The sequence below is a fragment of the Natrinema versiforme genome (assembly GCF_005576615.1).
GTDB lineage: Archaea > Halobacteriota > Halobacteria > Halobacteriales > Natrialbaceae > Natrinema > Natrinema versiforme_A.
On the sequence record NZ_CP040330.1, the window covers coordinates 2,305,815 to 2,331,152 of the forward strand.

General features: G+C 65.0%; 27 protein-coding genes. 14 read left to right on the top strand and 13 right to left on the bottom strand.

The window, feature by feature from the left end; genetic code table 11:
- Positions 1 to 113: 113 nt before the first annotated feature.
- Both FEJ81_RS11360 and FEJ81_RS11365 read right to left on the bottom strand, forming a co-directional pair.
- Positions 114 to 452: a DUF7521 family protein gene (locus tag FEJ81_RS11360; protein WP_138245399.1), complete on the bottom strand. Its 339-nt coding sequence runs from the start codon at positions 450 to 452 to the stop codon at positions 114 to 116.
- Positions 453 to 454: 2 nt separating this feature from the next.
- A complete protein-coding gene (locus tag FEJ81_RS11365) occupies positions 455 to 796 on the bottom strand; it encodes a winged helix-turn-helix domain-containing protein (protein ID WP_138245400.1) in 342 nt (113 codons plus the stop codon).
- Between the two features lie 225 nt (positions 797 to 1,021).
- On the opposite strand from FEJ81_RS11365, the gene FEJ81_RS24190 reads away from it, so the two are divergent.
- Entirely contained in the window at positions 1,022 to 1,153 is a 132-nt protein-coding gene (locus FEJ81_RS24190) for a hypothetical protein (RefSeq protein WP_267877906.1), read from the top strand.
- Between the two features lie 253 nt (positions 1,154 to 1,406).
- Here the strand turns inward: FEJ81_RS24190 and FEJ81_RS23185 are convergent, their stop codons facing one another.
- Positions 1,407 to 1,547: a hypothetical protein gene (locus tag FEJ81_RS23185; protein ID WP_175416405.1), complete on the bottom strand. Its 141-nt coding sequence runs from the start codon at positions 1,545 to 1,547 to the stop codon at positions 1,407 to 1,409.
- On the opposite strand from FEJ81_RS23185, the gene purD reads away from it, so the two are divergent.
- A complete protein-coding gene (gene purD / locus FEJ81_RS11375; protein WP_138245401.1) occupies positions 1,546 to 2,838 on the top strand; it encodes a phosphoribosylamine--glycine ligase in 1,293 nt (430 codons plus the stop codon). The genes FEJ81_RS23185 and purD overlap by 2 nt on opposite strands.
- Before the next feature lie 65 nt (positions 2,839 to 2,903).
- On the opposite strand, the gene FEJ81_RS11380 is transcribed toward purD, so the two are convergent.
- The 5 genes from FEJ81_RS11380 to FEJ81_RS11395 form a co-directional block, all read right to left on the bottom strand.
- Complete coding sequence (locus tag FEJ81_RS11380) at positions 2,904 to 4,262, bottom strand: aminotransferase class III-fold pyridoxal phosphate-dependent enzyme (RefSeq protein ID WP_138245402.1); 1,359 nt, start codon at positions 4,260 to 4,262, stop codon at positions 2,904 to 2,906.
- 41 nt (positions 4,263 to 4,303) lie between these two features.
- Positions 4,304 to 5,602: an MgtC/SapB family protein gene (locus FEJ81_RS11385; RefSeq protein WP_138245403.1), complete on the bottom strand. Its 1,299-nt coding sequence runs from the start codon at positions 5,600 to 5,602 to the stop codon at positions 4,304 to 4,306.
- Positions 5,603 to 5,719: 117 nt separating this feature from the next.
- A complete protein-coding gene (locus FEJ81_RS11390; RefSeq protein WP_006429947.1) occupies positions 5,720 to 5,995 on the bottom strand; it encodes a PadR family transcriptional regulator in 276 nt (91 codons plus the stop codon).
- 454 nt (positions 5,996 to 6,449) lie between these two features.
- Positions 6,450 to 6,596, bottom strand: coding sequence for a hypothetical protein (locus tag FEJ81_RS23190; RefSeq protein WP_006429946.1), 147 nt, complete (start codon positions 6,594 to 6,596; stop codon positions 6,450 to 6,452).
- Positions 6,597 to 6,948: 352 nt separating this feature from the next.
- Positions 6,949 to 7,683, bottom strand: coding sequence for a hypothetical protein (locus FEJ81_RS11395; RefSeq protein WP_138245404.1), 735 nt, complete (start codon positions 7,681 to 7,683; stop codon positions 6,949 to 6,951).
- A gap of 315 nt (positions 7,684 to 7,998) precedes the next feature.
- On the opposite strand from FEJ81_RS11395, the gene FEJ81_RS11400 reads away from it, so the two are divergent.
- The 3 genes from FEJ81_RS11400 (at position 7,999) to FEJ81_RS11410 (ending at position 11,403) form a co-directional block, all read left to right on the top strand.
- A complete protein-coding gene (locus FEJ81_RS11400) occupies positions 7,999 to 8,709 on the top strand; it encodes a DUF7117 family protein (RefSeq protein ID WP_138245405.1) in 711 nt (236 codons plus the stop codon).
- 373 nt (positions 8,710 to 9,082) lie between these two features.
- Entirely contained in the window at positions 9,083 to 11,059 is a 1,977-nt protein-coding gene (locus FEJ81_RS11405; RefSeq protein ID WP_138245406.1) for an OPT family oligopeptide transporter, read from the top strand.
- Positions 11,056 to 11,403: a PqqD family protein gene (locus FEJ81_RS11410; protein ID WP_138245407.1), complete on the top strand. Its 348-nt coding sequence runs from the start codon at positions 11,056 to 11,058 to the stop codon at positions 11,401 to 11,403. The genes FEJ81_RS11405 and FEJ81_RS11410 overlap by 4 nt, the downstream gene beginning before the upstream one ends.
- A 144-nt stretch (positions 11,404 to 11,547) precedes the next feature.
- Here FEJ81_RS11410 and FEJ81_RS11415 read toward each other — a convergent pair whose 3' ends face one another.
- The 3 genes from FEJ81_RS11415 to FEJ81_RS11425 all read right to left on the bottom strand — a co-directional run bounded on the left by FEJ81_RS11415 (position 11,548) and on the right by FEJ81_RS11425 (position 14,421).
- On the bottom strand, positions 11,548 to 12,441 hold the full coding sequence (locus tag FEJ81_RS11415; protein WP_138245408.1) for a bifunctional methylenetetrahydrofolate dehydrogenase/methenyltetrahydrofolate cyclohydrolase: 894 nt from the start codon (positions 12,439 to 12,441) through the stop codon (positions 11,548 to 11,550).
- Between the two features lie 98 nt (positions 12,442 to 12,539).
- Positions 12,540 to 13,352, bottom strand: a complete 813-nt coding sequence (locus tag FEJ81_RS11420; RefSeq protein WP_138245409.1) for an alpha/beta fold hydrolase — start codon at positions 13,350 to 13,352, stop codon at positions 12,540 to 12,542.
- Between the two features lie 127 nt (positions 13,353 to 13,479).
- Positions 13,480 to 14,421, bottom strand: a complete 942-nt coding sequence (locus FEJ81_RS11425) for a hypothetical protein (RefSeq protein WP_138245410.1) — start codon at positions 14,419 to 14,421, stop codon at positions 13,480 to 13,482.
- Between the two features lie 132 nt (positions 14,422 to 14,553).
- Here FEJ81_RS11425 and FEJ81_RS24195 point away from each other — a divergent pair, with 132 nt between their 5' ends.
- The gene (locus FEJ81_RS24195) at positions 14,554 to 14,685 is read left to right on the top strand and encodes a hypothetical protein (protein WP_267877907.1); all 132 of its coding nucleotides are present in this window, start codon (positions 14,554 to 14,556) and stop codon (positions 14,683 to 14,685) included.
- Positions 14,686 to 14,741: 56 nt separating this feature from the next.
- Here the strand turns inward: FEJ81_RS24195 and glyA are convergent, their stop codons facing one another.
- Positions 14,742 to 15,989 carry a serine hydroxymethyltransferase gene (gene glyA, locus FEJ81_RS11430; RefSeq protein ID WP_138245411.1) on the bottom strand — a complete coding sequence of 416 codons (1,248 nt, stop codon included), beginning with the start codon at positions 15,987 to 15,989 and terminating at the stop codon, positions 14,742 to 14,744.
- 163 nt (positions 15,990 to 16,152) lie between these two features.
- Here glyA and FEJ81_RS11435 point away from each other — a divergent pair, with 163 nt between their 5' ends.
- The 7 genes from FEJ81_RS11435 (at position 16,153) to FEJ81_RS11465 (ending at position 23,256) form a co-directional block, all read left to right on the top strand.
- A complete protein-coding gene (locus FEJ81_RS11435; protein WP_138245412.1) occupies positions 16,153 to 18,294 on the top strand; it encodes a hypothetical protein in 2,142 nt (713 codons plus the stop codon).
- A gap of 394 nt (positions 18,295 to 18,688) precedes the next feature.
- Positions 18,689 to 19,507, top strand: a complete 819-nt coding sequence (gene tbsP / locus FEJ81_RS11440; RefSeq protein ID WP_138245413.1) for a transcriptional regulator TbsP — start codon at positions 18,689 to 18,691, stop codon at positions 19,505 to 19,507.
- Between the two features lie 300 nt (positions 19,508 to 19,807).
- Positions 19,808 to 20,512 (top strand): RNase P subunit p30 family protein, encoded by a 705-nt coding sequence (locus FEJ81_RS11445; RefSeq protein ID WP_138245414.1) that lies wholly within the window; start codon positions 19,808 to 19,810, stop codon positions 20,510 to 20,512.
- Positions 20,496 to 21,125: a class I SAM-dependent methyltransferase gene (locus FEJ81_RS11450; protein WP_138245415.1), complete on the top strand. Its 630-nt coding sequence runs from the start codon at positions 20,496 to 20,498 to the stop codon at positions 21,123 to 21,125. Before FEJ81_RS11445 ends, FEJ81_RS11450 begins: the two co-directional genes overlap by 17 nt.
- A 3-nt stretch (positions 21,126 to 21,128) precedes the next feature.
- Positions 21,129 to 21,614 (top strand): Rpp14/Pop5 family protein, encoded by a 486-nt coding sequence (locus tag FEJ81_RS11455; protein ID WP_138245416.1) that lies wholly within the window; start codon positions 21,129 to 21,131, stop codon positions 21,612 to 21,614.
- A 4-nt stretch (positions 21,615 to 21,618) separates the two neighbouring features.
- Entirely contained in the window at positions 21,619 to 22,389 is a 771-nt protein-coding gene (gene psmA, locus FEJ81_RS11460) for an archaeal proteasome endopeptidase complex subunit alpha (RefSeq protein WP_138245417.1), read from the top strand.
- A gap of 141 nt (positions 22,390 to 22,530) precedes the next feature.
- The gene (locus FEJ81_RS11465; RefSeq protein ID WP_138245418.1) at positions 22,531 to 23,256 is read left to right on the top strand and encodes a ribosome assembly factor SBDS; all 726 of its coding nucleotides are present in this window, start codon (positions 22,531 to 22,533) and stop codon (positions 23,254 to 23,256) included.
- A gap of 40 nt (positions 23,257 to 23,296) precedes the next feature.
- Here the strand turns inward: FEJ81_RS11465 and FEJ81_RS11470 are convergent, their stop codons facing one another.
- A complete protein-coding gene (locus tag FEJ81_RS11470) occupies positions 23,297 to 23,614 on the bottom strand; it encodes an FUN14 domain-containing protein (protein WP_138245419.1) in 318 nt (105 codons plus the stop codon).
- Between the two features lie 354 nt (positions 23,615 to 23,968).
- Here FEJ81_RS11470 and hflX point away from each other — a divergent pair, with 354 nt between their 5' ends.
- Positions 23,969 to 25,270, top strand: a complete 1,302-nt coding sequence (gene hflX, locus FEJ81_RS11475; protein ID WP_138245420.1) for a GTPase HflX — start codon at positions 23,969 to 23,971, stop codon at positions 25,268 to 25,270.
- The last annotated feature ends 68 nt before the right edge of the window (positions 25,271 to 25,338 follow it).

The window sequence follows — 25,338 nt, forward strand, 5'->3', positions numbered from 1 at the left end:
ACTACCGGCCTGGCTACCAAATACCGTCTATCGCAGCTTCAGAAGCAGAACCCGTGCCCGGTACCCATCCTTGGTCGCGCGTTCGAGAGCAGTACTCCGATCGAATACGTCGGTTACTCGTCGAGACCTCCTTGGCTATCGCCGGCTCGCGAGCGACCGGGATCCATTGTAATCGCGCGGAGGATACAGAGGAACGCGAAGACATTGGTCACTTGATACACAGTTATCGTCTCGAACTCGGAGACTTCGGCAACCCTCGTGACGACTGTCATCGTGATTTCAGGGACGATGATCGCGGCGAATCCGACCGCGAGGAATAACATGGGACGGCTCTGGTTCCGTCGATAGCCCTGAAATGCGACGATGACAATGGCGAGGCCGAGAACGGTCAGGATGAGAAACAGGCTTCCCTGTGCGATCGCTTCGAACGACGTGTCGATGGTCGGAATCATAGTCACATCTCCTCGATTAGTCTAGTGAATCGGTCGGCGGGCGTGTCCGTGCGCTCGATCTCCAGCTCGAATCCCTCCTGGGTGAGATCAACCGTCAGGCGACGAACGTTCGTCCGATACACCTTGTAGTGGTTGCCATCGCGCTCGGGAACCGTCGACGCCACGACGAGATCGTGTTCGCGAAGCGTCTCGAGCCGTCGATAGATCGTTACCGTCGAGACATCGCAGCGATCAGCGAGCGCGCTCGCCGACAGCGATTCCGTGCGGGCGTGAACGAGGATGGACCGGGCCACGGCGTCTTCCAGAACGCCGCCGATGGTTTCGATGTCGCAGTCCTCGTCCATGGCTGGCAGTCCATTTCGGGTAGTGTAAGGTAACCTCCGCAACTTCACGATCTGAAGCCGCGCAAGTGTCCGTTCGAATTGATTCGTAATCGGAGGCACTCTCGCCGCGTCACTCAGCGCTTGCAGCCACAGGATTCGTTCGCGGAGTTCGTTCGGGGTTATACCGACATCGTCTGGAGGGAACTGCATCCAAACGAGTCAATCCCTCACCTGTGACGGAGTCGTATGACCGATTCGACCGAGTCGGAACTGTTCAGGACCATCGCCGAGCGAATGGCCGACGAACTGGCGCTCGACGCGACCGGCCACGACACCCACACGCTTGGTACGTCTTTTCGTTCGGACAGGAGATTGTGAATCAAGAGGGTGCGGACGACTCGTGGTCGGTGCGGCCGCGCTCACACGCGACCTCCACCGCGTTGTCGGTGGCAAGGAATTCGTCCATCCGCGCGATGAGGACGCCGCCATCGAACCGTGACGCCGCGAAGACGGTGCCCGAATCGAACTGTGGCGCGGTAAGCGGAAAGCGAGTCCATGCAGCCAGCTGTCGGAAGAGCACCCCGGCTGCGAAGGACTGGAGGAACAGATGGGGGGTCCATATGTGTGATATTTAGGCGATTACGTCTATCTCTACTATCGCTTCTATCTCTTCATCGCACTCGATCACGCCACCCGAATAGCCACGACCGTGCATATTTCCGCTCGAGGAAAGAGCAACGCTTACAGGTTCGTGCGTTCCGCTATCGACCATGCGAGAGAACGTCCTATTGATCGGGGGTGGCGGCCGCGAGCACGCCATCGCCCGCGCGCTCGAGGACAGTGAGGCCGACCTCTACGCCTGTGCCGGCAACAAGAACCCCGGCATCGCCCGCATCGCGACCGGGTTCGAGACGCTCGAGACGACTGACCCGACGGCGGTCGTCGAGTACGCCGAGGAGGTCGATGCAACTATCGCCGTCATCGGCCCGGAAGCGCCCCTCGAGGCCGGCGTCGCGGACGAACTCGAGGCCGCGGGGGTCTACCCGTTCGGCCCGAAGGAATCAGACGCCCGAATCGAGACGGACAAGGCCTTCCAGCGCCGGTTCATGCGGGAAAACGACGTGCCGGGCTGTCCGGACTTCGAGACCTTCGACGACATGGAGGCCGCCTGTGACTTCATCGACGAGTACGACGGCGACCTCGCGATCAAGCCCGCCGGGCTGACCGGCGGCAAGGGCGTCAAGGTCATCGGCGATCAGGTCACCGCCGAGGAGGGCAAGAAGTACATCCGCGAGTCCGACTACGACCGGATCGTCCTCGAGGAGCGGCTGATCGGCGAGGAGTTCACGATTCAGGCGTTCGTCGCGAACGGTGAGTTCCGGACTGCGCCTGCAGTGCAGGACCACAAGCGCGCCTACGAAGGCGACGAGGGGCCGAACACGGGCGGGATGGGCAGCTACTCCGACGCGACGAACGAGCTGCCGTTCATGACCGAATCCGACTACGACGAGGCCGTCGAGATCATCGAGGCGACCGTCGACGCCCTCGAGGACTACCGGGGTATCCTCTACGGCCAGTTCATGCTGACCGAGACCGGCCCGCGCGTCGTCGAGTTCAACGCCCGTTTCGGCGACCCCGAGGCGATGAACACGCTGCCGGTCCTCGAGACCGACTTCCTCGAGATCCTGACCGCCGCCCGCGACGGTAACGCGCCGCCGGCACTCGAGTTCGCCGAGCAGGCGACGGTCTGTAAGTACGCCGTGCCGGACGGCTACCCGACCGATCCGGAGTCGGGTGCGAAGGTCCAAGTCGATGAAGAGAGCGCTGGCGACGCGTTGCTCTACTACGCCAGCGTGGACGAACGCGACGACGGCATTTACACGACCACCTCGCGGTCGTTCGCGCTGGTCGGCGTCGCAGACTCGATCGACGAGGCCGAGGAGATCGCCGAGGACGCGCTCGCGGTCGCCGGCGAGGAGGGACTGCGCGTGCGCCACGACATCGGCACAGCCGACCTCATCCAGCGCCGGATCGACCACATGGCGGAACTCCGCGGCGAGTAACGGCCCGATCGACCGAGCCGCGTCGGAAACAATGCGCTCGAGCCCGCGATCGACGCTCTCGACTTCTATGCGGAGCGCTCCGCCGCGACGTCTGCGATCGTCTCGAGCAGCAGTCGCGACCCGAGTTCGATCTCGCGCTCGGTGACGTCGAGCGGCGGCAGCAATCGCAGCGTCTTGTAGCCGCAGCCGAGGGTCAACAGGCCGCGGCGGAACGCGCCCTCGAGGACCGCGTCGCGACGCTCTTTGGTATCGAATTCGACGGCGAGCATGAGTCCGCGACCGCGGACCTCAACCGCGCCGGGCGCGTCGCCGTCCGCGATGGCGTCCTCGAGTCGCGCGCGGAAGTGCTCGCCGCGCTCGCGGACGTTCGCGAGCAGGTCGTCCTCGTGGATGGTATCGATGGTGAGCACGCCCTGCATGGCCGCGATGAGATCGCCCGCGCCCCACGTCGAGGAGAGACGGCTCTTTTCGGTGGGGAAGATATCCGACCGCGATATCGTCGCGCCCACGCGCAGCCCCTTCCCGCTCGTGATGACATCCGGCGTGAGATCGAGGTGGTCGACGGCCCACAGCTCGCCCGTCCGTCCGATCCCCGACTGGATCTCGTCGGCGATGATTCGGAGGCCGTACCGCTCGCGGAGCGCCTCGAGGTCGCGGGCGAAGTCGGGATGGGCGACCCGGTAGCCGCCCTCGCCCTGGATCGGCTCGAGGATGAGGTAGGCGACCTCGGCAGGATCGATGACGCCGCGCTCGGGATGGAGCGCGTCGGCGACGACGTTCCCGCCGGGCCCGTCGGTTCGCCAGCGGGTTTCGTACGCCTCGTCGGTCGCGGGATAGGGGACGCTGACGACGCCCGGAATTTCCGGGTAGCCGCTGCGGTGGACGGCTTTCGAGCGGTTGAGCGAGAGCGCGCCCAGCGTTCGGCCGTGGAAGGCGCCGTCGAAGGTAACGGCGCGGTGGCCGCCCGCGGCGTAGCAGATCTTGATGGCGTTCTCGATGGCCTCCGCGCCGGAGTTCGAGAGGAAGACCCGATCCATGTCGTAGTGCTCTGTCATCGCGACCAGCCGGTCCATCAGCTGGGTCGGGCCGGGGAAATCGGGGTCCTCGGGGCGGCCGCCGCCGCTGACGTAGAAGTCCTGCCCGGCGATCTTCAGCGGGTCGACGAGGTCGAACTCGCGGAGTTTCTCCCGGATCGTCGGATTGTTGTAACCGAGCGGCGCGGCCGCGACGTGGCTCGTGAAATCCAGCAAGACGTTGCCGTCGACATCGGTACAGAACGGGCCGACCGCCTCACCACCGGCGTCCCAGACGAACTCGTAGACGTACGTGCTCGGGGCGGCGAACCGGTGGTGGTAGTCGACCCACTCGCTCGCCCGTTCGCCGGGAATCGCGTCTCCCTGCGGTTCGACCGTTGCTCGGTCCATATGATCCCTTCGGTCGCCGGCGGCTAAAACTACTCGACGCCCTAGATGACGATGAGAATCGACGCGATAGCCCCGCCCAACAGCAGAATCGTGCTGTAGGCCGCGACCCGGTTCCGGAAGCCGTCGTTCGTCGAGGTCGCCGCCAGCAGTGCCTTGACCACGATGCTCGAGACCGTCGCGAGCAAAATTGCGATCGTCGCCTCCGCGGGACCCAGTTGGCCGCCGCGGTAGAGGACGACCGCCGAGGTGGTCGCGCCGGCGCTCGAGACGAAGCCGCTGGCGACGGCCGTCGCGTAGAAGCCGAGGGTTCCGAACCACGTCTCGGCCAGCGAACCGAAGACGAGGACGGCGAGGAAGACGGCCCCGAACGCGAGGGCGTTCTTCAGCGAGAACGGGCTCTCGAGTTCCATCGGACCGGACTCGCTCCAGTCGGCGGTGAGCGCGGCGACGGCGAACGCCAGCAGGATGACGGTACCGAGCGGGACGACGGCCTCGATCAGGATATCGCTCCCGCTGCCGGCCGTGAAGCCGACCGCGATCGCGAGGTTGCGGGCGGCCATAGCGGCGTTTGCGAGCAAGATCGCAGCGACGGCGTAGGAGGAGGCTTCGGGCCGCTGGTTGACGTGATCGAGCATCGTCCCGACGACGGCCGTCGAGGAGGCCAGCCCGCCGAAGAAGCCGGTGATCGCGATGCCGCGGCCGCCGTAGGTCGAGACGATCGCGTAGTTCGCGATGCCGATGCCCGCCACGGCGACGACCATCAGCCAGATGACCTGGGGCTCGAGCGGGATGGTGATGCCCGCGATTTCTGGCTCGTAGGTCGCGGGGAGGATCGGGTAGATGACGAACGCGAGGATAGCGAACTCCGTGGTCGAGCGCATCTCCTCGCGGGAGAGCCCCCACGCGAACTCGTGGAGTTCCCGCTTCAAGATCAGGAGCAGCGACGAGAGGACGGCGACCGTGACCCCCTCGATGATGAACCCGACGGCGACCAGCGAGCCGACGCCGTAGGCGACGAGCATCGACACCGAGGTCGTCAGCGAGAGGCCGGTTTCCTCCGGATCGTCCTCGGTGAGCCCCTGGACGGCGAGCAGGACACCCTGAACGATGACGAGCAGTCCGCCCAGTAAGAGGAGGCTCTCTCCGACGCCACCCTCGTTGACGAGTACCGTAAAGACCGCGCCGAGCAGGCTAATCAGGGAGAACGTCCGGATACCGGCGGACTTCTGGGACCACTCGCGCTCGAGCCCGAGGAACATCCCCAGCGCGCTCGCGAGGGCGAGCCGGACGACCGTCTCCTCGAGGGGCGGATCGGTGAGTTGCAGCGCGACCTCGTTCACTGCTGATCATTTGCCGTGATTGCATATAAGCGACGTGCCGAGAGATCGGAGAGCGATAGCGATCGCTGCAGGGGACCAGTGACGTGACGGAATCGAGTCTCCGACGAGCGGGGCGCGCTACAGATCGACGTACTGGGTCTCCCACTCGCGGCGCGCCTCGAGTTCGCGGCGGCCGCGGCGGGTGAGCGTATAGAAGTTCGTCCGCCGGTCGCGCCGGCCCTTTTCGACGAGCCCCTTGTCGACGAGGGTGTCGAGGTTGGGGTAGAGCCGCCCGTGGTGGATCTCCTTCTCGTAGTACTGCTCGAGTTCCTCTTTGATCGCCAGTCCGTGGGGCTCATCCTCGCCAGCGATGACGTAGAGTAGGTCACGCTGGAATCCTGTCAGGTCGTACATTGGGAAAGTACCACTCTCACTTACTGTCGAATTTTAATAAGGCTATCGGGTTGTTACGATCGAAAGAGGCCTATTACCAGCGAGGAGTCTCGTTTTCACTGCTCACGATTCATAACACCCGTGACGAATCCCCCGCCGAACCACACATAATGCGCAGTTCATGTTTACAGTTCAGTAGTTACGTTTCGGTACAATTATATTGAACGAGCACGATAGCCAGCGGCTCGAGATCGATCGAGACGATCCACAAGCGTCGCCACTGTGTCGTGTGAGTTCGAAACAGGAAAGCAGATCGCGTGACGGAAAAATGTCACGCGATCGCTTGCCGCCCTGAATTGGTCCCCGCTGACGCTTCGGCCCTCCAAGCGAAGCGTCACGTGGATGATTCCGCTGAGTGTACTTAAATGTAACGACACAGGACAGCCACGAGTCGTGTCGAGTCCGCTCTACGCGATCAGATGTGTTCTTCCTCGAGCACCCAGCCGATCGCGCGCTTGTAGTAGGTGAACATCTCCTCGACGCCGTCGTGGCGCATCTCGTCGCTCTCGAGGTGTTCTTTGAGGAACTCGTACTGCTCGCGGATTTCGTCTTCGTCACGCATACCCATCACTACCGACCGAGACGGGAAAAAAGTCGCCACGCGGCGGTTCGATCGGCGAGCGAGACCGCAGACGGCTCGCTCGCAGCAGTGCTCTCACCGTTTCACTCGAGAAGGGCCCGATTTCCGCCGTGAAACGATCGCGAACGGTCGATCACACGACGGGACGGTTCGACGGAGACCGCGCCCGCGGATCGGCCGTTGCTCTCGGGACGACAGGTGCTCACCCCGTAGCCGCCGCTCTCGAGAGCGGCGGCACCGAAAAAGTCGGCGCGGACAGCGATCGGTCTCGAGTGTGGTACAACCGAACCGGTAGTGACGCCTCGACGACTGGGACGGCGGGGTCCGGCGTCGATTACTCGCTCTCGTTGTCGTCTCCGCCTTCGGTCTCGTTTTCGCTCTCGTTGCCGTCCTCGGAGTCCGTCTCGTTTCCGCCAGCGCCGCCCTCGCCGAACGTCAGCGTGACTTCCTCGTCGTCGCCGTCGATCTCGACGTCGTCCTCGGTTTCCTCGCCCTCGTTTTCGGCGGTGACGGTGTACTCACCGTCCTCGAGTTCTTCGAACTCGACTTCGCCGTTCTCGTCCGTCTCGTCTTCCATCGGGAACTCCTGACCGGTACCGGTTCCGGTCGTCTCGTTGTCCGACTCGTTTTCGGATTCGTTGTCGGACTCGTTCATCCCCTCCTCGTCATCGGTCATCGTCTCGTTGTCCGATTCGTTCTCGGACTCGTTGTCCATTCCCGCCTCGTCGTCGGACATCATCTCGTCGTCCGACGCGTTCTCGGATTCGTTGTCGGACTCGTTGCCCGTCCCTTCGTCGTCGGTCATGCCCATGCCCGCTTGCTCGAGCGTGACGGTCGCGCCTTCGACCGACCCCTCGCTGTCTTCGACCGTGACGGTCAGGGTATACGTCTCGTCACCGGATTCCGTTTCGTCTTCGGTCTCGTTTCCGGACTCGTTGTCCGTTCCTTCCTCGTCTTCGGTCTCGTTATCGCCGCCAGGGCCGCTGTCGGCACAGCCGGCCAGCGCGAGCGCACTTGCTGTTCCTGCTGCGGTCACGAACGTCCGTCGGTTCAGTCGCTTACGGGACATATATCTGGGTAGGACGTTCCGTCTGGTTTCGATGTGGCCTGCACCTGCCGTCCGTTAATCACCTATTGAACGACGCCCAGAAACTGGTGATCGTCATCGCCTTCGCACCATCAACGAGACGGAAATAACACGGAAAGCGACACTCTCCGAGAGGTCGACGGTGTCACTGGCCAAACTGTTCGGCCGACGTTCATACCGTGTCCGGTGACTTACCCGGACTACTCGCCCCTCGAGTCCGCAGCCGAATCCCAAAGACAGGACACCGCGTCGCGGCGGTCCGGTGAAACTTTCGGTGTCCCGGCCGTACCCCCGCCCATGAAGATCCGGGGTGAGCGCGAGTGCAAGGCGTGTGGGACCCGTTGGTCGTACTACGAGACCGGCAGCGTCGGCTGTCCGGCCTGTGGCAGTCTGCGCAGCGTCGGCGTCGACGAACGCACCGAGCACACGGACCTGCAGGTCGCGTTCGATCTCACCCCCGTTCGGAACGCGATCGACGAAGCAGCGACCGACGACATCGCCGAACGGGCCCGCGACCGCTGTCGCGAGTACGTCCGCCGTCGCGGATTCGTCAACGCCGGCACCCTCCGCGAACTCGACGACACCTACCTCGCGGCGACCGAACTGCTCCACGTCGCCGACATCGTCGCCCGCGAGATCCGACTCGAGGACCGTGAGGAACTGTACTTCCTCTCCTTGCTTCGGGACGCCGATCAGGGCGAGCGCCCGCCCGTCGAGGAAGTTCCCCAGACCTTGCGGGCAGCCCGCGGGCTCGCGTACGCGAATGCAGTCCGTGAGTACCGCCGCGATATCCGAACGTGGGCCGAGGACCGCGATCTGACTGCGAGCGAGCGGACCGCACTCGAGACGCTCGCCGAGCACGTCAAGCGGATTCGGATGCTCGACGGCGATGTCGACCCGCGGACCGCCGAACGGCTCGTCGAAGCGACCCGCTATCTGGCCGACGGCCTGCGCGGCGACGAGGTCGCGTTCTCGCAGGCCCGAGAGCGACTGGATAGTCTCGAGTGAGGAGCGCCGGGGCGATAGCAGGTCGCGGACACGGTTCCGTCAGGTCACGGTCGACGCGCCCGCAGCGATCCCCGCGATTGCTCCGCGGAACGGTGACTCCGGTGGAGCGGACGAATCCGGGACCGCGTGGCAACTGATCGCTGATACGACACGATCGTTCCGAATCTTGTTACATTTATACGCGGACCGGCTATCGACCGAGCGAACGGAGCGGACCCCGTCCGGACTCGCTCCTCCCGAGCGTCGACCGTCGGGTCGACCCGACCGGTTGGCCGACCCCTCGCCCACTGAGATCGGAACCGACCGCAGTCGGTCGGCGCGGCGTTCGGTCTCTCCGGAACGGAGCCGATCGGGCTGTTCGCTGCACCAGACTATGTCACACGGACCATCGGAAGAAGGAACGGAACCGCGCGACAGTCGTATCGGTAGTGACCAAGCGGCGGGCGACGGGCCGACACCCTACGTTCCCGCCGGACGAAGCGTCGCGGAGCTCACCGTCAAGGCGGTCCTGATCGGTCTCGCGCTCAACGTGGTGATGCTGACCGCGAACATGTACCTCGGGATGCGTTCGGGGATGACGATCAGCGCGTCCATCCCGGCCGCGGTCATCAGCATGGGCGTCTTCTACGGGCTTCGCCGGGTCGGCATCGGCGGCACGATCCTCGAGAACAACATCGTCCAGACGATGACCTCCGCCGGCGAGGCGCTGGCGGCCGGCGTCATTTTCACGATCGCCGGCGTCACGTTCCTCGACCAGCCCATCGACATCGCCGGCACCGCCGCGGTCGCGGTACTGGGCGGCCTGCTCGGAGTGCTGTTCATGATCCCGATGCGGCGCTATCTCATCGTCGACAAACACGAGGAACTCCCCTATCCGGAGGGAACGGCGTGTGCCGACGTACTCGAGGCCGGCTCGCGCGGCGACGAGGGCGTGAAGCTCATCTCCTTTGGCTTCCTCGTGAGTTTCCTCTACATGTGGTTGGCCAACGGTATGGCCGCGTTTCGGACGACGATTCAGACGGCGTTCTCGGCGGGCGAGACCGACGGGTTCGCCATCGGCGGCGACTTCACGCCCGCCCTGATCGGCGTCGGCTACATCATCGGTCCGCGAATCGCCGGCTACGTGTTCGGCGGCGGGCTGATCGCCTGGATGATGCTGATTCCGCTGCTCATTACGGGCGGATTCGTTCCCGAGTCGGCCGCCGACGCGGCGCTGATGGCACAGGCCGACGCGGTCTGGGACGAGTACATCCGCTACGTTGGTGCGGGGGCGATGATTGTCGGCGGCTTCTACGCGATCCTCTCGATGCGGGGGACGATCGCCGACGCGCTGGGAACCGCGGCCGCGGAGGTCCGTGGCTCCGGTGCGGCCGCGACCGGGGACCGCAAACGAACCCAGCGGGACCTCCCGATGAAGGTCGTCGTGGGCGGCGCGATCCTGATCGCGCTCGCGCTGGTCGCAGTCCCACAGGTCCAGGTCGGCCTGCTGGGCGGCTTCATCGCCGTGATCGCCGCGTTCCTCTTCGTTGCCGTCTCGGCGTACCTCGTCGGAGTCGTCGGCAGTTCCTCGAATCCCGTCTCCGGGATGGCCGTGGCGACGATCCTGATCGCAGCGCTGGCGTTGCGCTCGACCGGCGTGAGCGATCCCGTCGTCGTGCTGGTGACCGCGTCGGTGGTGGCGATCGCCGCGGCGGTCGCGGGCGACACCTCACAGGACCTCAAGACCGGCTACCTCCTCGGTGCGACCCCCCGAAAGCAACAGCTCGCACAGATCATCGGAATCGCGCTGTCGGCCCTCTTCGCGGGCTGGGTCCTGTACTTCTTCCATCAGGCCTACGGCATCGGCAGCGACACCATTCCGGCACCACAGGCCGGGATGATGGCGCTGATTTCCGAGGGCGTCCTCACGGGCACCGCACAGTGGGGAATGATCCTCATCGGCGCCGTCTTCGCGCTCGTCCTGATCCTCATGGACGTTCCCGTCCTGCCCTTTGCGGTCGGGATTTATCTGCCGATCACGCTCGCAACGCCGATCTTCCTCGGCGGCCTGCTCCGGGCCGGAATCGACCGGTACGTAGCGCGGAAAGACGACGAAGACGGATCGCTCGCCGAGCACACGACCTCGAGAGGACGGATCGTCGCGGCCGGGTTGATCACCGGCGAGGCGATCATGGGAATCGTCATCGGCGCGCTCTATATCACCGGTATCGGCAACGCCGAGGGCGCGCCGTTCCCCATCGGACTCGCCGGCGAGACGCAGGCGATCCTCGGCGTTGTCGCCGTCGTCGCGCTCGTCGGCCTCTTTACGGTCAGTGTCCTCCGAAATCCGCCCGAGACGGCCGAAAAATGAGCGCACACGGACCGAACGCGGTTCCGCGCCGTGCCGTGGACGACTGGGAAGAGACGCCCGTCGACGGTGACTCACGCGTCTCGATCACCTGGACGAAAACCCCGCGGAACCGGCTCGATCGGTTCCTGTTCGACCTCTTCGGGACGAGTCGAGAACGCGAACTCACGCTGGACCCGGTCGGAACGACCGTCTGGCGGCATTGCGACGGCGACCACACGGTCTCGGAGATCGCGTCGATCGTCGCCGACGCACACGATGCCGACCGCGTCGAACCGGTCGACGAGACGCTCGCACACTTCCTCATGCGACTCGAGGAACGCGACCTGATCCGGTTCGACGAGTAGTCGCCGAGACGGGTCCTCGGACGACACCTCTGTGTCTCCGTTTGCGCTGCGCTCGTTCACGGTGTTCGCCACGGGTATCAGCGGTGATGGGTCCGCCGCTCTCGAACGATCGGGAATCGACCTTCGAAATTGGCGTCGAACAGGTCAGGGAAGCTCAACGTCGATGTCTTCCTGCAGGCTCGCGGCTTTGACGGTATTGTAGAGTAACATCGCGCGCGTCATCGGGCCGACGCCGCCGGGGACGGGCGTGATCGCGCTGGCTTTCTCCTTTGCACTCTCGAACTCGACATCGCCGACGAGTTCGTACCCCTTCTCGGTGTCGGCGTCGACGCGGTTGACGCCCACGTCGATGACGACCGTGTCCTCGGCGAGCATCGAGCCGTCGATGAGTTCGGGGACGCCGACCGCCGCGACGACGATGTCCGCACTGCGAGTCTTCGCAGCGAGGTCGTCGGTTCGGGAGTGACAGACCGTCACGGTCGCGTTGCCGTCGTCGGCCTTCTGAATCAGCAGGTTCGCGAGGGGTTTGCCGACGATGTCCGAACGGCCGACGATGGTCACATCCTTGCCCTCGATCTCCACGTCGGCGGACTCGAGGAGCTTCTGGACGCCGTGGGGGGTACAGGGACGGAAGCGGGCGTCGCCGGCGACGAGTCGGCCGACGTTCTCGGGGTGGAAGCCGTCGACGTCCTTGGCCGGGTCGACCCGGCGGATCACGTTGCGGTAGTCGACGTGGTCCGGGACCGGGGCCTGCACGATGTAGCCGTGGACATCGTCGTTCTCGTTGAGATCGGCGATGGTGTCGAACAGTTCCTCGGGCGGGGCGTCGCCGTCGACGTCGACGTGGTGGCTCTCGATGCCGACCTCCTCGCAGTCGCGCTGTTTCATGTTCACGTAGGTCTGGCTCGCGGGGTCGTCGCCCATGAGCACGGTCGCCAGTCCCGGCCGCGAACCCGCGTCGGCGAGTGTCTCGATCGCGTCGGTCAGATCGTCCCGGATCTCGCTCGCGACGGCGTTGCCGTCGATGATCTCGGTCATTACCTGAGTTGGCGGCCGCGAGGCTCATTAATCCCCGGATTCGTGCCCAGAACGGTCCCAAATTCGGGCCGAATATACACTTCCGTGTACAACCCGTCTCAGAACCGCGCGTCGAGGAACGCCCTGATCGCGTCGGTTACTGGCCCCGGGTTCTCCAGCGTCGAGGTGTGGCCGGCCTCGGGAATCAGTTCCATCTCGGCGTCGGGCAGTTCCTCGAGCATCGGCTCGGCCCGCGACGGCGGGAGCGTCGAATCCTCCTCGCCGTGGACGATGAGTACCGGCACGTCGATTTCGGAAAGCCGGTCGGTCACGTCCTCGCGGCCGAGCCACGAATTGAGTTCGTGGTAGACGGCTTTCCCGGGGTAGGTCGCCCAGCGGTCGACCCACGCCTCCACGAGTTCGCGGTTCTCCTCGAGGGTCGTCTCGCCGAACAGTTCGGCCGTCGACCCCGCCGCGATTTCGCGGGGCAGCGGCTCGAGGGCGTCCTCGTACGGCTCGACGAGCGCGCTGTACTCCGCGCGTTCGTCGTCGGGATGGGGGGACGCTATCGAGTCGATCAGCACGAGCCCGTCGACGCGGTCCGGATACGCGAGCGCGAACCGGAGCGCCGTGAAGCCGCCCATCGACATGCCGGCGATGATAGCGCTGTCCTCGCCGAGGCCGTCGAGCAACGCCGCGCAGTCGTCGGTGAGATCCCACAGGTCGTAGCCCGGCGCGTACCGATCCGTCCGCGCCCGCAGGTCGTAGGCGATGGCCCGGTACTCGTCCTGCAAGGCCTCGAGTTGCGGCGCGAACATCGTCCGGTCCATCAGCGTCCCGTGTGCGAAGACGATCGGCTGTCCTTCGCCGAAGTCGGTCGTCAGCGCGTCGGTTCTGGATCGGTACATCTCGGTGGCTGTCTTGTCGACCATGTGAATTGGTAACTACAATCTCTCTGAAAAGGATACGTTATGCGGAAGAACACGACACGCGCCCGTACGGCGGCGGACCGGCGACCGAGACGGTCGATCTACCGGCGCTCGAGGCACACGCGGAGCGCTACCGATTCATGCCCGGTTCGGCCACGTCCCACTCGGTCGTGTCACGCGCGTCGGTCACCACCGGCGCGTACTCGTCGGCGAGCCCCTTGTACTCGGTCGTCTCGGCCGCGTCGATCAGCGCTCGAGCCTGTCGCTCGTGGACCGCTCGAGCGACCGCCAGCGCGTCCGGGTCCACGTCGACGCTCTCGGCCTCGAGTTCGGGTCCGAGTCGCGCCGTCCAGACGTCGTCCTCGAGCAGGCAGACGGCCCGCTCGTCGGCCGACAACGGCGGGACGCCGGCGACGTGGTCGCCCGTGCCGACGAGATCGAAGCGCTCGATCGCCTCGAGAATCCCGATCACGTCGGTCGCCGAGGCGTCGCGGTCGGCCTCGGCGAGCGCCGCCTCGAACGCGTCGGCATCGATCGGCGCGCTCATGGTCTCGGGCCGCGGCGTCGGATCGCCGCGGTCCTCGTGTGCGATGACCTCCTCCGCGACGGGGTCGCTGTCGTCCGCGACGCCCGGCAGCGGGTCGGCGCGGTAGGTCTCCCCGTTGTCGAACCGAACCGGGACGAGACCGATCGTCTCGCCGGTCGTGATGGCGTCGAACAGCAGCGGATCGTCGGTATCGTAGCTCTCGAGGTCGAGCCCGAGCCCTTCGGGCGGGTCGGCACGGACCAGCGGATCGGGGACGGGTGCGACGATTTCGCCTCCTTCCTCGCGGAGTTGCCGCGGATACGGCGCGTCGGCGGTGGCCGCCTCTTCGATCCCGCTGCAGACGAGCATGGGAACGTCCTCGTAGTCGTCGACGTCCCAATCGATGTGGTCGCCGCTCGTGGCACCCATGTGGTCGGCGACCGGCGTCACCACGACCGCCAGCTCCGAGGCCGCCGTCTCGTCGGTCTCCCGGAGCGCGAGCAACTGATCGTCGTCCAGAACCGTTCCGGTCGGACGTGTAGACATTGGCCGCGGTACGGTCAGGCCGCGGAAAAGCCGCGTGCCGGCGAGTGACAGGCGCCGTTGCGAGCGGTCAGCGAGCGACTCGAGGACTGAGTCGAAGCGTACGTTCTTCCCCTCGGGGTTCGAGGGCTACCTATGGCCTCGAGATCGACGACGCGCGAATCGGTGCGCTCGCTATCGCCCGTCGTCGGGTTCGGTCTCACTGTAGCGATCACGCTGGCCGCGGCGATCGCTCTCGGCGTACTCGCGATGATTATAGTCGGCTGAGAAGTGTGGGTTCGTAATCGGATCCGATAGAATCCGTCGGATCGCCTGCTGCTCTCTTACTCGTACAGCGGATTCTCGTCGCACAGCGTCGCGACTTCCTCGCGGACCTCCTCGATGACGGTCTCGTCCTCGGGGGCGTCGACGACGCGAGCGATCAGGTCGCCCACCTCGCGGCAGTCGTCCTCGTCGAAGCCGCGCGTGGTCAGCGCCGGCGTTCCGGCGCGGATACCGCTCGGATTGAACGGCGAGCGCGTCTCGCCGGGCACCGTGTTCCCGTTGAGGACGATGCCGGCCTCCTCTAAGGCCTCCTCGGCGTCGCCGCCGGAGGTGTCGGGGTGGCTGTCCCGCAGGTCGACGAGCACGAGGTGGTTATCGGTGCCGTCCGAGACCAGCGAGAACCCGTTCTCGGAGAGGCTCTCGCCGAGCGCCTTCGCGTTCGCGACCGTCTGCTCGGCGTACTCTTCGAAGGCTGGCTCGAGGGCTTCCTTGAAGCCGACGGCCTTGCCGGCGACGTTGTGCATGAGCGGGCCGCCCTGTCCGCCGGGGAAGACGGCGGCGTCGATGTCGTCGGCGTACTCCTCGCTCGTCATGACGATGCCGCCCCGGCCCGAGCGGATGGTCTTGTGGGTCGAACCGGTGACGAAGTCGGCGATGCCGACGGGCGACGGGTGGACGCCCGCGGCGACGAGGCCGGTGATGTGGGCGATGTCCGCGAGGTGGAGCGCGTCGACGTCGTCGGCGGCGTCCTGAATGCGCTCCCACTCGATCTCGCGCGGGTACGCGGAGTAGCCCGAGACGATGATGTCCGGGTCGAACTCGGCGGCGTGGTCGGCGAGGTCGTCGTAGTCGATGTAGCCCGTCTCGGGGTCGACCTCGTACTGTTCGACCTCGTAGAGCTGGCCCGTGAAGTTCGCCGGGTGACCGTGGCTGAGGTGGCCGCCGTGGTTCAGGTCCAGTGACAGGATCTTGTCGTCGGGCTCGAGCATCGCGAAGTAGACCGACTGGTTGGCCTGCGTGCCCGAGTGTGGCTGGACGTTGACGTGCTCGGCACCGAACAGCTCTTTCGCCCGCTCGATCGCGAGTTCCTCGACCTCGTCGGCGTACTGACAGCCGCCGTAGTAGCGCTCGCCGGGATACCCCTCGGCGTACTTGTTCGTCAGGGCGCTGCCCTGCGCGTCGATGACGGCCTCGCTGACGTGGTTCTCGCTGGCGATCATCTGTAACGTCTCTCGCTGGCGGTCTACCTCGCCCTCGAGGGCGTCGGCGACGGCGGGATCGACGTCCCGAACCTGATCGTGGTTCATAGTCGAAGTGGGGTCTGGCGGCTGCATAAGTGTACCCTTCCCCGGCAAGTCGAGCCACTATCGCCGATCAGCGCGGCGACCGAACCGGCGGTCGCGGCCCGTGTTTGACACACCAGCACACCCCGATACAACTAACTTACCAGAGTGACATTCAGCCAACTGAATGATAGAGTGGGCGGTAGACGGCGACACCCTCCACGTCACCGATGCGGACACCGCCGAGCTACCGGTTGACGGTGACGAACTCGTCGTCGAGGGCTCCGGTGTCGACATCCCGCGGCCGGTCGACGACACGGTCGTCCTGACGGCGAGCGAACTCCGGTTCCCGCACGCGGTCGTCTACGCGTTCTCCCGCGACCTCGAGGAGCAGTACGAACTCGACCCCAGCGGGGAACCGCTGGTGCTGTCGCCCGGCGAGTACGTGATCGATATCGACACGGAGATCAAGTCCTACCTCAGCTTCGACGGGCGGGCGACGATCGAAAAGACCGACAACTACGAATCGATCGTGGTCTCCTTTCCGGAGCGGACCCGGGTCACCCTCGGCGTCCGCTGTCGCCACGAATTCCCCGCCGGGACGATCACCGTCCCCGACTCTCCGTCGGCGATCGCCGAGGCCCTCACACACATGGCCGCCTCGCACAAAACGGCCGGTCCGGATCGGTCCTACCCCACACTCCGGGGCCACCCGTCGCTGATCGAGCACGGCGACGAACTCGAGATATCCGACTGTATCCGAGCCGACACCGCCGATCACGGGATCGAACTGGTCGTTCCGCCGGACTACGAGTCGCTGTTCGTGACCGCACCGCTGGCGCACTACCTGCAAGCCACCGTGCGGACGACCGACGAGATCCTCGGTAACCGGATCGGTTCGACGCGCGACCGGCCGCGACTTCGACTCCGCGATCGCGGTATCGAGCGAGAACTCTCGCCGATGCCCGACCTAGAACGCGACGTTGAGCGACTGCTCCGGAAGACGTTCTTCCTCGACTGTCTCGTCCGGAACGTCGGCCCCTACGGAACGACCCTCTCGGAAGGCAGTCTGCTCGAGGCACTGGACCTCGACGCCGAGGCGCTCTACCACGCCACCCCGCAGGAGCGACTCGCGACCTATCTCGAGGTCTCCTACGCGGCGATCGAACACCGCCTCCCCGACTGGCACCTCTCGACGTACGTCGCGCCGACCTACGACAGCGTCGAAACGCTGCCGTTCCTGCTCGACCGGTTGAGCATGATCTACACGCCCCGAACCTCCGAACTCGAGGGGCGGGAACTGGTCGAGCGCTCGCTCGAGGATTTCTATCGGGGCGCGGAGCCGGGAGCCAGCGGAGCGGACGAAGCCAGCGCAACGAGCAGAGCCAGCACCGGCCGGGTCGCCTCGGTCGACATCGTCAAACCCGACCTCCGGAGCGGCCGAACCCACGGCTGGCTCGCCGACGGCGTCCCGATCGACGTCTTCAAATCCGCGCCCGAGGCCTACCACAACCGCCTCGAGTTCCTCGAGCGGACGAGCGATTCGACCTCGATCTGTGTCGTCCTGAACGATCCGGAGATGGCCGGCGAACACGAGGATGTCGCCGAGATCTACCGCCAGCGCTCCGAGGAGCTGGCAATAGATGTCACCGTCGCGGAGTCGCTCGAAACGGCCGAACTCGCCCGGGTCTTCGAAGACGACCACGACTTCGTCCACTACATCGGCCACTGCGAGACCGACGGGCTGTGCTGTCCCGACGGGACGTTCGCGACCTCGAGTCTCGGCCGCTGTAACGTCGAGACCTTCTTCCTCAACGCCTGTGGCTCCTTCTACGAAGGGTTGGAACTGATCGAGAAAGGAAGCGTCGCCGGTGCCGTTACGGTCACCAAAGTGCTGAACGACCACGCGATCAAGGTCGGCTCGACGTTCGCCAAACTACTGGTCCACGGCTTCAGCATCGAACGCGCGATGGGGCTCGCACGCAGGCGAATCATGATGGGCAAAGACTACGCCGTCGTCGGGGACGGCACACACTCGCTCACGCAGGGCGAACACCAGCTCCCGACGACCGCGACGCTCGAGGAACTCGAGAGCGACGGCGACCGGCGCTACTCGCTGACCCTCGACTGTTACTCGACGCGGGCGACCGGTTCGTACTACTTCCCCCACACCGAGACCAACGAGTTCGCCTACCTCTGTGGCAACGAATCGAGTTTCACGCTGACGGAGTCGGAACTCGCGACCATGCTCGGGGAGACGGAGGCATCAGTGATCTACGACGGCGATATCTACTGGTCGGAGGAACTGAGTAAGCGGTTCGATCGCTAACCGCGGCTACGGCCCGCCGTACGTACTGACTCGCTTCGCTCGCATCGCGAACTGTCGGGGCAATCGACCGGTTCTCGCCCGGTTTCCTGTTCGGTCGACCAACTCGTGAACGATCCACCACAGCCGTTCGTGTTGGACAGCCATACAGTACCGTACTATACTCCTTGTATATAGTTATTGTTGATAGCTATACAACCGTCATCCGGCGGTTTGCGTGCGACCAACACTTCCGGAGATCCGTGTCGTCCGACGCATATAAGTGATATCTATATTTCATCGGCGAACTAACGGGTTATGGGACAAAAATTACCGGTACAGGCTCCAGAGGACAAGTTCTGGTGTGCAAATGGCCACCAAAATTAAGTGGAGTGCTCTCGATTACTTCTGTATAGGCATGACCTCGAATTTACTCAACCACCAGATTGACGATATTCTCGAGTCCGTTCTCGAGGATACGAGCGGCGACATCTACATGGTCAACCCGTCTCGAGACGCCATCGAAGAGTTCGTTTCGGTCGCGACCGGATTCGACGGCGAGCTGCCGTCGGTCCACATGCTCGCCGACGAACGGACGCTGAAAGACGTCATGGACGACTTCATCGTCGCCTCGAACGCGGCGGACCTCATCAGCGAGGGCGCACTCTCCCTGCGAACGCTCGAGGAGGCACCCGAAAACTCGCTGGTCGTCAGCGAGGACCGCGTCGTCGCCATCGTCCACGCCGGCGACCGCGTCGGCGGGCTCATCACGGACGACGAGAGCTTCGTCGCGGACACCTACGACACCTACGCCGACCGCTGGGCGGACGCCGCCGATTTCAACCTGCGCACGCCCCCGATCACGGACGTTCGCGAAACGCTCGCCGACGAGATCAGCCCCGCCGCCGAGGAGGACTTCACCGCTATCCTCAACTCCCTCGAGACCGCTCGCGGCGACGGCGACGGCCTCGACGAGGTCACCATCTCGCTGCTCGTGGCCGCCAAGAACGAGGCCCTGCTCTACGATATCAGCAAGTGGGGCGAGGACGTGGGGATCGCCTCGAAAGCCACCTTCAGCCGGACGAAGACCAAACTCGAGGACATGGGCCTGATCGACACCGAGAAGGTCCCGATCGACGTCGGGCGGCCGCGCCTGCGTCTCAAGATCGGCGACGACCGGCTCAACGAGGCCGACAACGGCCAACTCGCGACCGTGGCCCAATCCATCCTTAACTAACGAAATTTTGCTCTGCGGTCTATCGCGCTGACGGCTTCGCCGCCAGCGCGATGTCCCTCGGCAAAATTTCGATCAAAAGCACTCCTCCCTCCGTTCCGAACGCGTCGCGTTCTCCACATCGGTCGTCGGCCCGCTCGCTCGGCCTGCGGCCTCGCTCGCGGTCAGTTTCGGGTAACCGCCTGCCCTCCCCCGAGTCGCACGTCTCTCGCAGCGCTCGAGCCGCGCTCCCGGCCACGACAATTTCGTTCGTTTGATCTGCATGACGCAAACCCCAAGTCGCCGCCGCGAGAGGACTCGAGTATGTACGAGGCCGTCCACGCCCATCCCGACGGACAGAGCACGGTCGCCAGGTTCGCGAAGACGGCGGCCGACTACGGGTTCGAGGGTGTGGTCGTCCGCAATCACGACGGCGCTCGAGCGGCGTACGATCCCGACGAAATTCGCGACGAGTACGGGATCGATGTTGTGGAGGGCGTCGAGATTCGGGCCGACGATCCACAGCAGGCCAGCGGGTCGGTTGGGAACTTCCGAACGTCTCACACGGTTGTCGGGATACACGGCGGGACGACGGCGCTGAACCGCTTCGCCGTCGAACAGGCGAAAGTGGACGTGCTCGCCCATCCGATGACCGGCAACGGGGATTTCAACCACGTCTTGGCGAAAGCCGCCGTCGAGAACGGCGTTTGCATCGAGTTCAATTTCGGTGGGGTACTCCGACAGAGCGGCGGCCGCCGCGTCCGAATTCTGCAGTCGCTGCGGAAACTCAGAGAGATCGTCGATCACTACGATGCCCCCTACGTCGTCAGCGCCGACCCGACCTCCCACCTCGAGTTGCGGTCGCCCCGCGAACTCAAAGCCCTCAGCGAGGAGATCGGGTTCTCCGCCGAGTTCGTCGAAGACGGCCTCGCGGAGTGGGGGCGGGTGGCCGAACGCAACCGGCACGTCCAGTCCGAGTCGTTCATTGAGCCGGGGGTCGAACGTGGCAGGTATGAAGAAGAGTCTTGAGGAACACGCCGCCCGATTCAACGAGAAAGCCGGCGAGTACGACGAGTCGAAGTCCGAGGAGTACCACGCCTGTGCGAACCTCGTGGTCGAACACGCCGCTCCCGAAAGCGACGACATCGTCCTCGATCTCGCCACCGGAACCGGTGCGATCGCGCTCGCGCTGGCCCCCGACGCGAAGCGGGTCGTCGGCCGCGACATCAGCGAGGAGATGATGGCCGAAGCCGAGGAGAAGGCCGACGACGAAGGCCTCGAGAACCTCGCGTTCGACCGCGGAACCTTCCGCGAGCCGAACTACGACGGGCAGGTCGACATGGTCACCTCGAACTTCGCCCTGCACCACCTCTCGGACGAGGAAAAGCAAGAGGCGATCGCGGTCATCGCCGACCTCGAGCCCCGGCGGTTCGTGCTGGGGGACGTGATGTTCTTCGGTGAGCCCGACCCCGAGGAGCCGTTCTACTCCCCGGAGGTCGACGATCCGGCGACGGTCGGCGTGCTCGCCGACGCCTTTACCGACGCGGGCTTTTCGCTGACGGCGGTCGAGCGCGTCCACGATCAGGTGGGCGTACTGGTCGCCGAGCGGAGTCCGACCGCGGCCGAGCCGGCGACCGAGTAACGCATGAAACACCTCCCAAAACACCTCCGGCCGCGCTGGCGATACCTCGCCGTGGAACTCGAGACGTGGCCCGACGAGCGGCTCGGCAGGCGGTCGTTCCAGCGCGAGCTGTGGTACGCGGGCCAGAACCTGCTGGGCGATCCGGGCAGTGCCGACGCCGATCTCAGCGTCGTCAGGTTCCGGTTTTCCGACGGAACGGGGGATGCGGTCGTCAAAGTCCGCCGCGGAGAGACCGAATCGGCTCGAGCGGCACTGGCCTGTATCGACGAGATAGACGGCGCTCCCGTCGGGATTCGGGTCAGCGGTATCAGTGGCACGATCCGGGCGGCTGAAGAAAACTATTTAGGACGGGACGGGCAAGATTCCGAAGAGAGAAACGTCGTGTTCGGGAACGAGGAGCGAGTCGCCGTCCTGCGGGACGACGTTGGGGACGTGCGACTCGATGAGGCGTTCGTGGGCGCGACAGACCTCGATTACCATTTAGTGTGATACTATGCAGGGACAACAACAACAGCAGGCGTACGACCGCGGCATCACGATCTTCTCGCCCGACGGCCGACTCTACCAGGTCGAGTACGCTCGCGAGGCGGTCAAGCGAGGCACGGCGAGTATCGGTGTCCGAACGAACGACGGCGTCGTCCTCGCCGTCGACAAACGAGTCCCCTCCCCGCTGCTCGAGGACTCGAGCGTCGAGAAGATTCACAAGGCCGACGACCACGTCGGCATCGCCAGCGCGGGCCACGTCGCCGACGCCCGCCAGCTGATCGACTTCGCCCGCCGCCAGACGCAGGTCAACCAGCTGCGCTACGGCGAGCCCATCGGCGTCGAGACGTTGACGAAGGAAGTCACCGACCACATCCAGCAGTACACGCAGGTCGGCGGTGCCCGACCGTTCGGCGTCGCGCTGATCGTCGGCGGCATCCAGAACGGCGAGCCGCGCCTGTTCGAGACCGACCCCTCCGGGACGCCCTACGAGTGGAAGGCACTCGCCGTCGGCTCCGACCGCGGCGAACTCCAGACCTACCTCGAGGAGAACTACGATGACGAGGCCGACTTAGACGGCGGCATCCGACTCGCACTCGACGCGCTCGCGTCGGTCAACGACGGCTCCCTGCTCCCCAACGAAGTGGGGCTGGCAACCGTCGACGTCGAAACCGAGTCCTTCGAGCAGTTCGATCAGGACCGGATCGCCGACTACCTCGAGGAGAACGACGTCCTCGACGACGGCGAGGACGAGCCCGAAGACGACGAACCCGCCGAGTAATCGAGACGCCGTTCGGTTTCCGACCGCCGTTTTCCGACTTCCTTGCGCGTGTGAGTCTCCCGTCTGCAAGCCCCGACCAGCGACCGGCTCGCCTGATCAAATCGGGAAACACTCTTTTCATTGGCGGCGGAACCGTCAGGTATGATTTCGCTTGACGAGGCAGTGACGGCGCGACTCGAGTCACACGGGGCGCGCTTCGAAGTGTTAGTCGATCCCGACGCGGCACTCGAGATCAAACGCGACGAGTTCGATGGCGACCTCGAGGACGTAATCGCCGCCGAGGACGTCTTCGAGGACGCCTCGCGGGGTGACCGGCCCGCGGAGGCCGACCTCGAGAAGGTCTTCGATACCACGGAGCCACTCGAGATCATCCCCGAAGTGATCAAGCAGGGGGAGATCCAGATCACGGCCGATCAGCGCCGCGAGATGCAAGAACAGAAGCGCAAGCAGTTGATCGACACGATCACGCGCAACGCGGTCAACCCGCAGATGGACAACGCGCCCCATCCGCCGGAACGGATCGAGAACGCCCTGGAGGAGGCCGGGTTCACCGTCGATCCGATGGAACCGGTCCAAGAGCAGGTCGACGACGCGCTCGACGCCTTGCGGCCGATCATTCCGATCCGGTTCGAGGAGGTCACCGTCGCCGTCAACGTCCCCGCCGACCACGCGGGCAGCGCGCAGGCGAAGATCCGCCAGTTCGGCGACTTAGAGCGCGAGGAGTGGCAGAGCGACGGCTCGTGGATCGGCGTCCTCACGTTCCCGGCAGGGCTCCAAAACGACTTCTACGACACGGTCAACGAACACACGAGCGGCGAGGCGGAGACGGAAATCGTCAAAGACAAAGACGACCTGCGCACGCGGTAAGCCTCGCGTCGATCGGCCCGCTCGAGACGCCAGTTGCCGGCTATCCGCGATGAAATCCGATCAGGAAGCCGCTGGTAAAGCCCGCGCCGATCGACAGCGTCGAGATCATCGACTGGAGCCAGTGGATGTCCGCCGCCCCCTGCGCCCGCTCTTGGGTCTTCAAAATCCCGGCCGAGAGCCGGTTCCAGTCGACGATAACGATCCCCTGTGACTCGAGGTAGCGAAAGGCCATCAGTTGGACGCCGACGATGATCGCCAGCAGCTTCGCGATCTTCTTCGCGGCGAACCCGATGAGGCCGCCGACGACCGCGCCGCCCCCGAACTCGAGGCCGAGGGTCGTCGGATCGAGATCTATCATTACCCGGTCCCATTCGAGTCGGTTCCTATGACTGTTGTGGTCGAATGCACGGCCGGGTATATCGGCCACTCGCCGGTCGATCGGCGCCGCTCGAGCGTGCGAGCGGCCGAGCGACCGAATCGCGAGAGGGAATCGGGCGCGGGATTCAAGACGGTTCGTCGCGTACGGACGAGCATGAGTCACGTCCGTCCAACGGAGGTGTGCGACCGGCATCGTTAGCGTCTCCGGGTTCACGCGGCGGTGTCCGCAACGCCGACACGGCCGGCGCGTGCGCGCGACGAATCGCAGGCTCGACGAGCGACGGCGCTCGAGCGAGCACGACCGACCACGCCCGGCAGCGAGACAGCTACCTGCATGAACACGATCATCGTCAAGCGCGTCGATTCCGGCACCGCCGATACGAGCGAGATTCGCGATCTGGCCCGCGCGGCGGGATACACCGTCGTCGGCGAGGTCACGCAGTCCAGACGGGCCGATCCGGCCCTCCAGATCGGCGAGGGGAAAGCCGAGGAACTGGCCGACTTAGCCGCGGCAACCGACGCCACGACCGTCATCTTCGACAACCGGCTCGGCCCCTACCAGACGTACAACCTCGGACAGCTCCTGCCGGAGGGCGTCGAGGTCATTGATCGATTCACGCTGATCCTCGAGATCTTCGGGCAGCGCGCCCAGACGCGCAAGGCCCAGCTCCAGGTCGAGTTGGCCGAACTCCGCTACGAACTCCCCCGAGCCGAGGCGAAGACGAGCCTCGCCAAGCGGGAGGAACACCCCGGCTTCATGGGGCTGGGCGAGTACGACGAGAGCCGCGAGCGGGACATCAAAGACCAGATCAGCCGGATCAAAGACGAGCTCGAGCGGATCGAGCAGACCGAACAACACCGGCGGGAGCGCCGACGGGATTCCGGCTTCGATCTGGTCGCGCTCGCCGGTTACACGAACGCCGGCAAATCGACGCTGCTGCGCCAGCTCGCGACCGACCTCGAGGTCGAGGAAAACGAGGATCTCCACCGGGATCTGGATCCGACGGCCGAGTCACAGGACAAGCTGTTCACGACGCTGGGGACGACGACCCGGCGCGCGGCGATCGACCGCCGGGACGTGCTGGTGACCGACACCGTCGGCTTTATCAGCGATCTCCCCCACTGGCTGGTCGAGTCGTTCAAGTCGACGCTGGACTCGGTCTACCGGGCGGATCTGGTCTTGCTGGTCGTCGACGTGAGCGAGCCCGTCGACGAAATCCACGAGAAGCTGGTCACCTCCCACGACACCCTCTACGAGCGCAACGAGGCCCCGATCGTGACCGTGCTGAACAAGATCGATCAGGTGAGCGACGAGGAACTCGCGGAGAAACGCGACGCGCTCTCGTCGCTCGCGCCGAACCCCATCACCGTCAGCGCCAAAGAGGGACTCAACGTCGACGGCCTGCTCGAGCGGATCGATCAGGAACTGCCCGACTGGGAGGAAGAGCGGCTGCTGTTGCCGATGACCGACGACACGATGAGCGTGATCTCGTGGATTCACGACAACGCACACGTCGACGACGTCACCTACGGCGACGAGGACGTTACCGTCTCCTTCGAGGCCCGGCCCGCGGTGATCTCGCAGGCGCGCTCCCGTGCGAGCGAGTTGCGGACGGCCGCGGCGGAATCAGCGTAACCAGCGGCCTTCCGCGCTGCGTTGCTGACCCGGTGCTGGCTCCGACTCTGTGTCCCATCGCGCTCGAG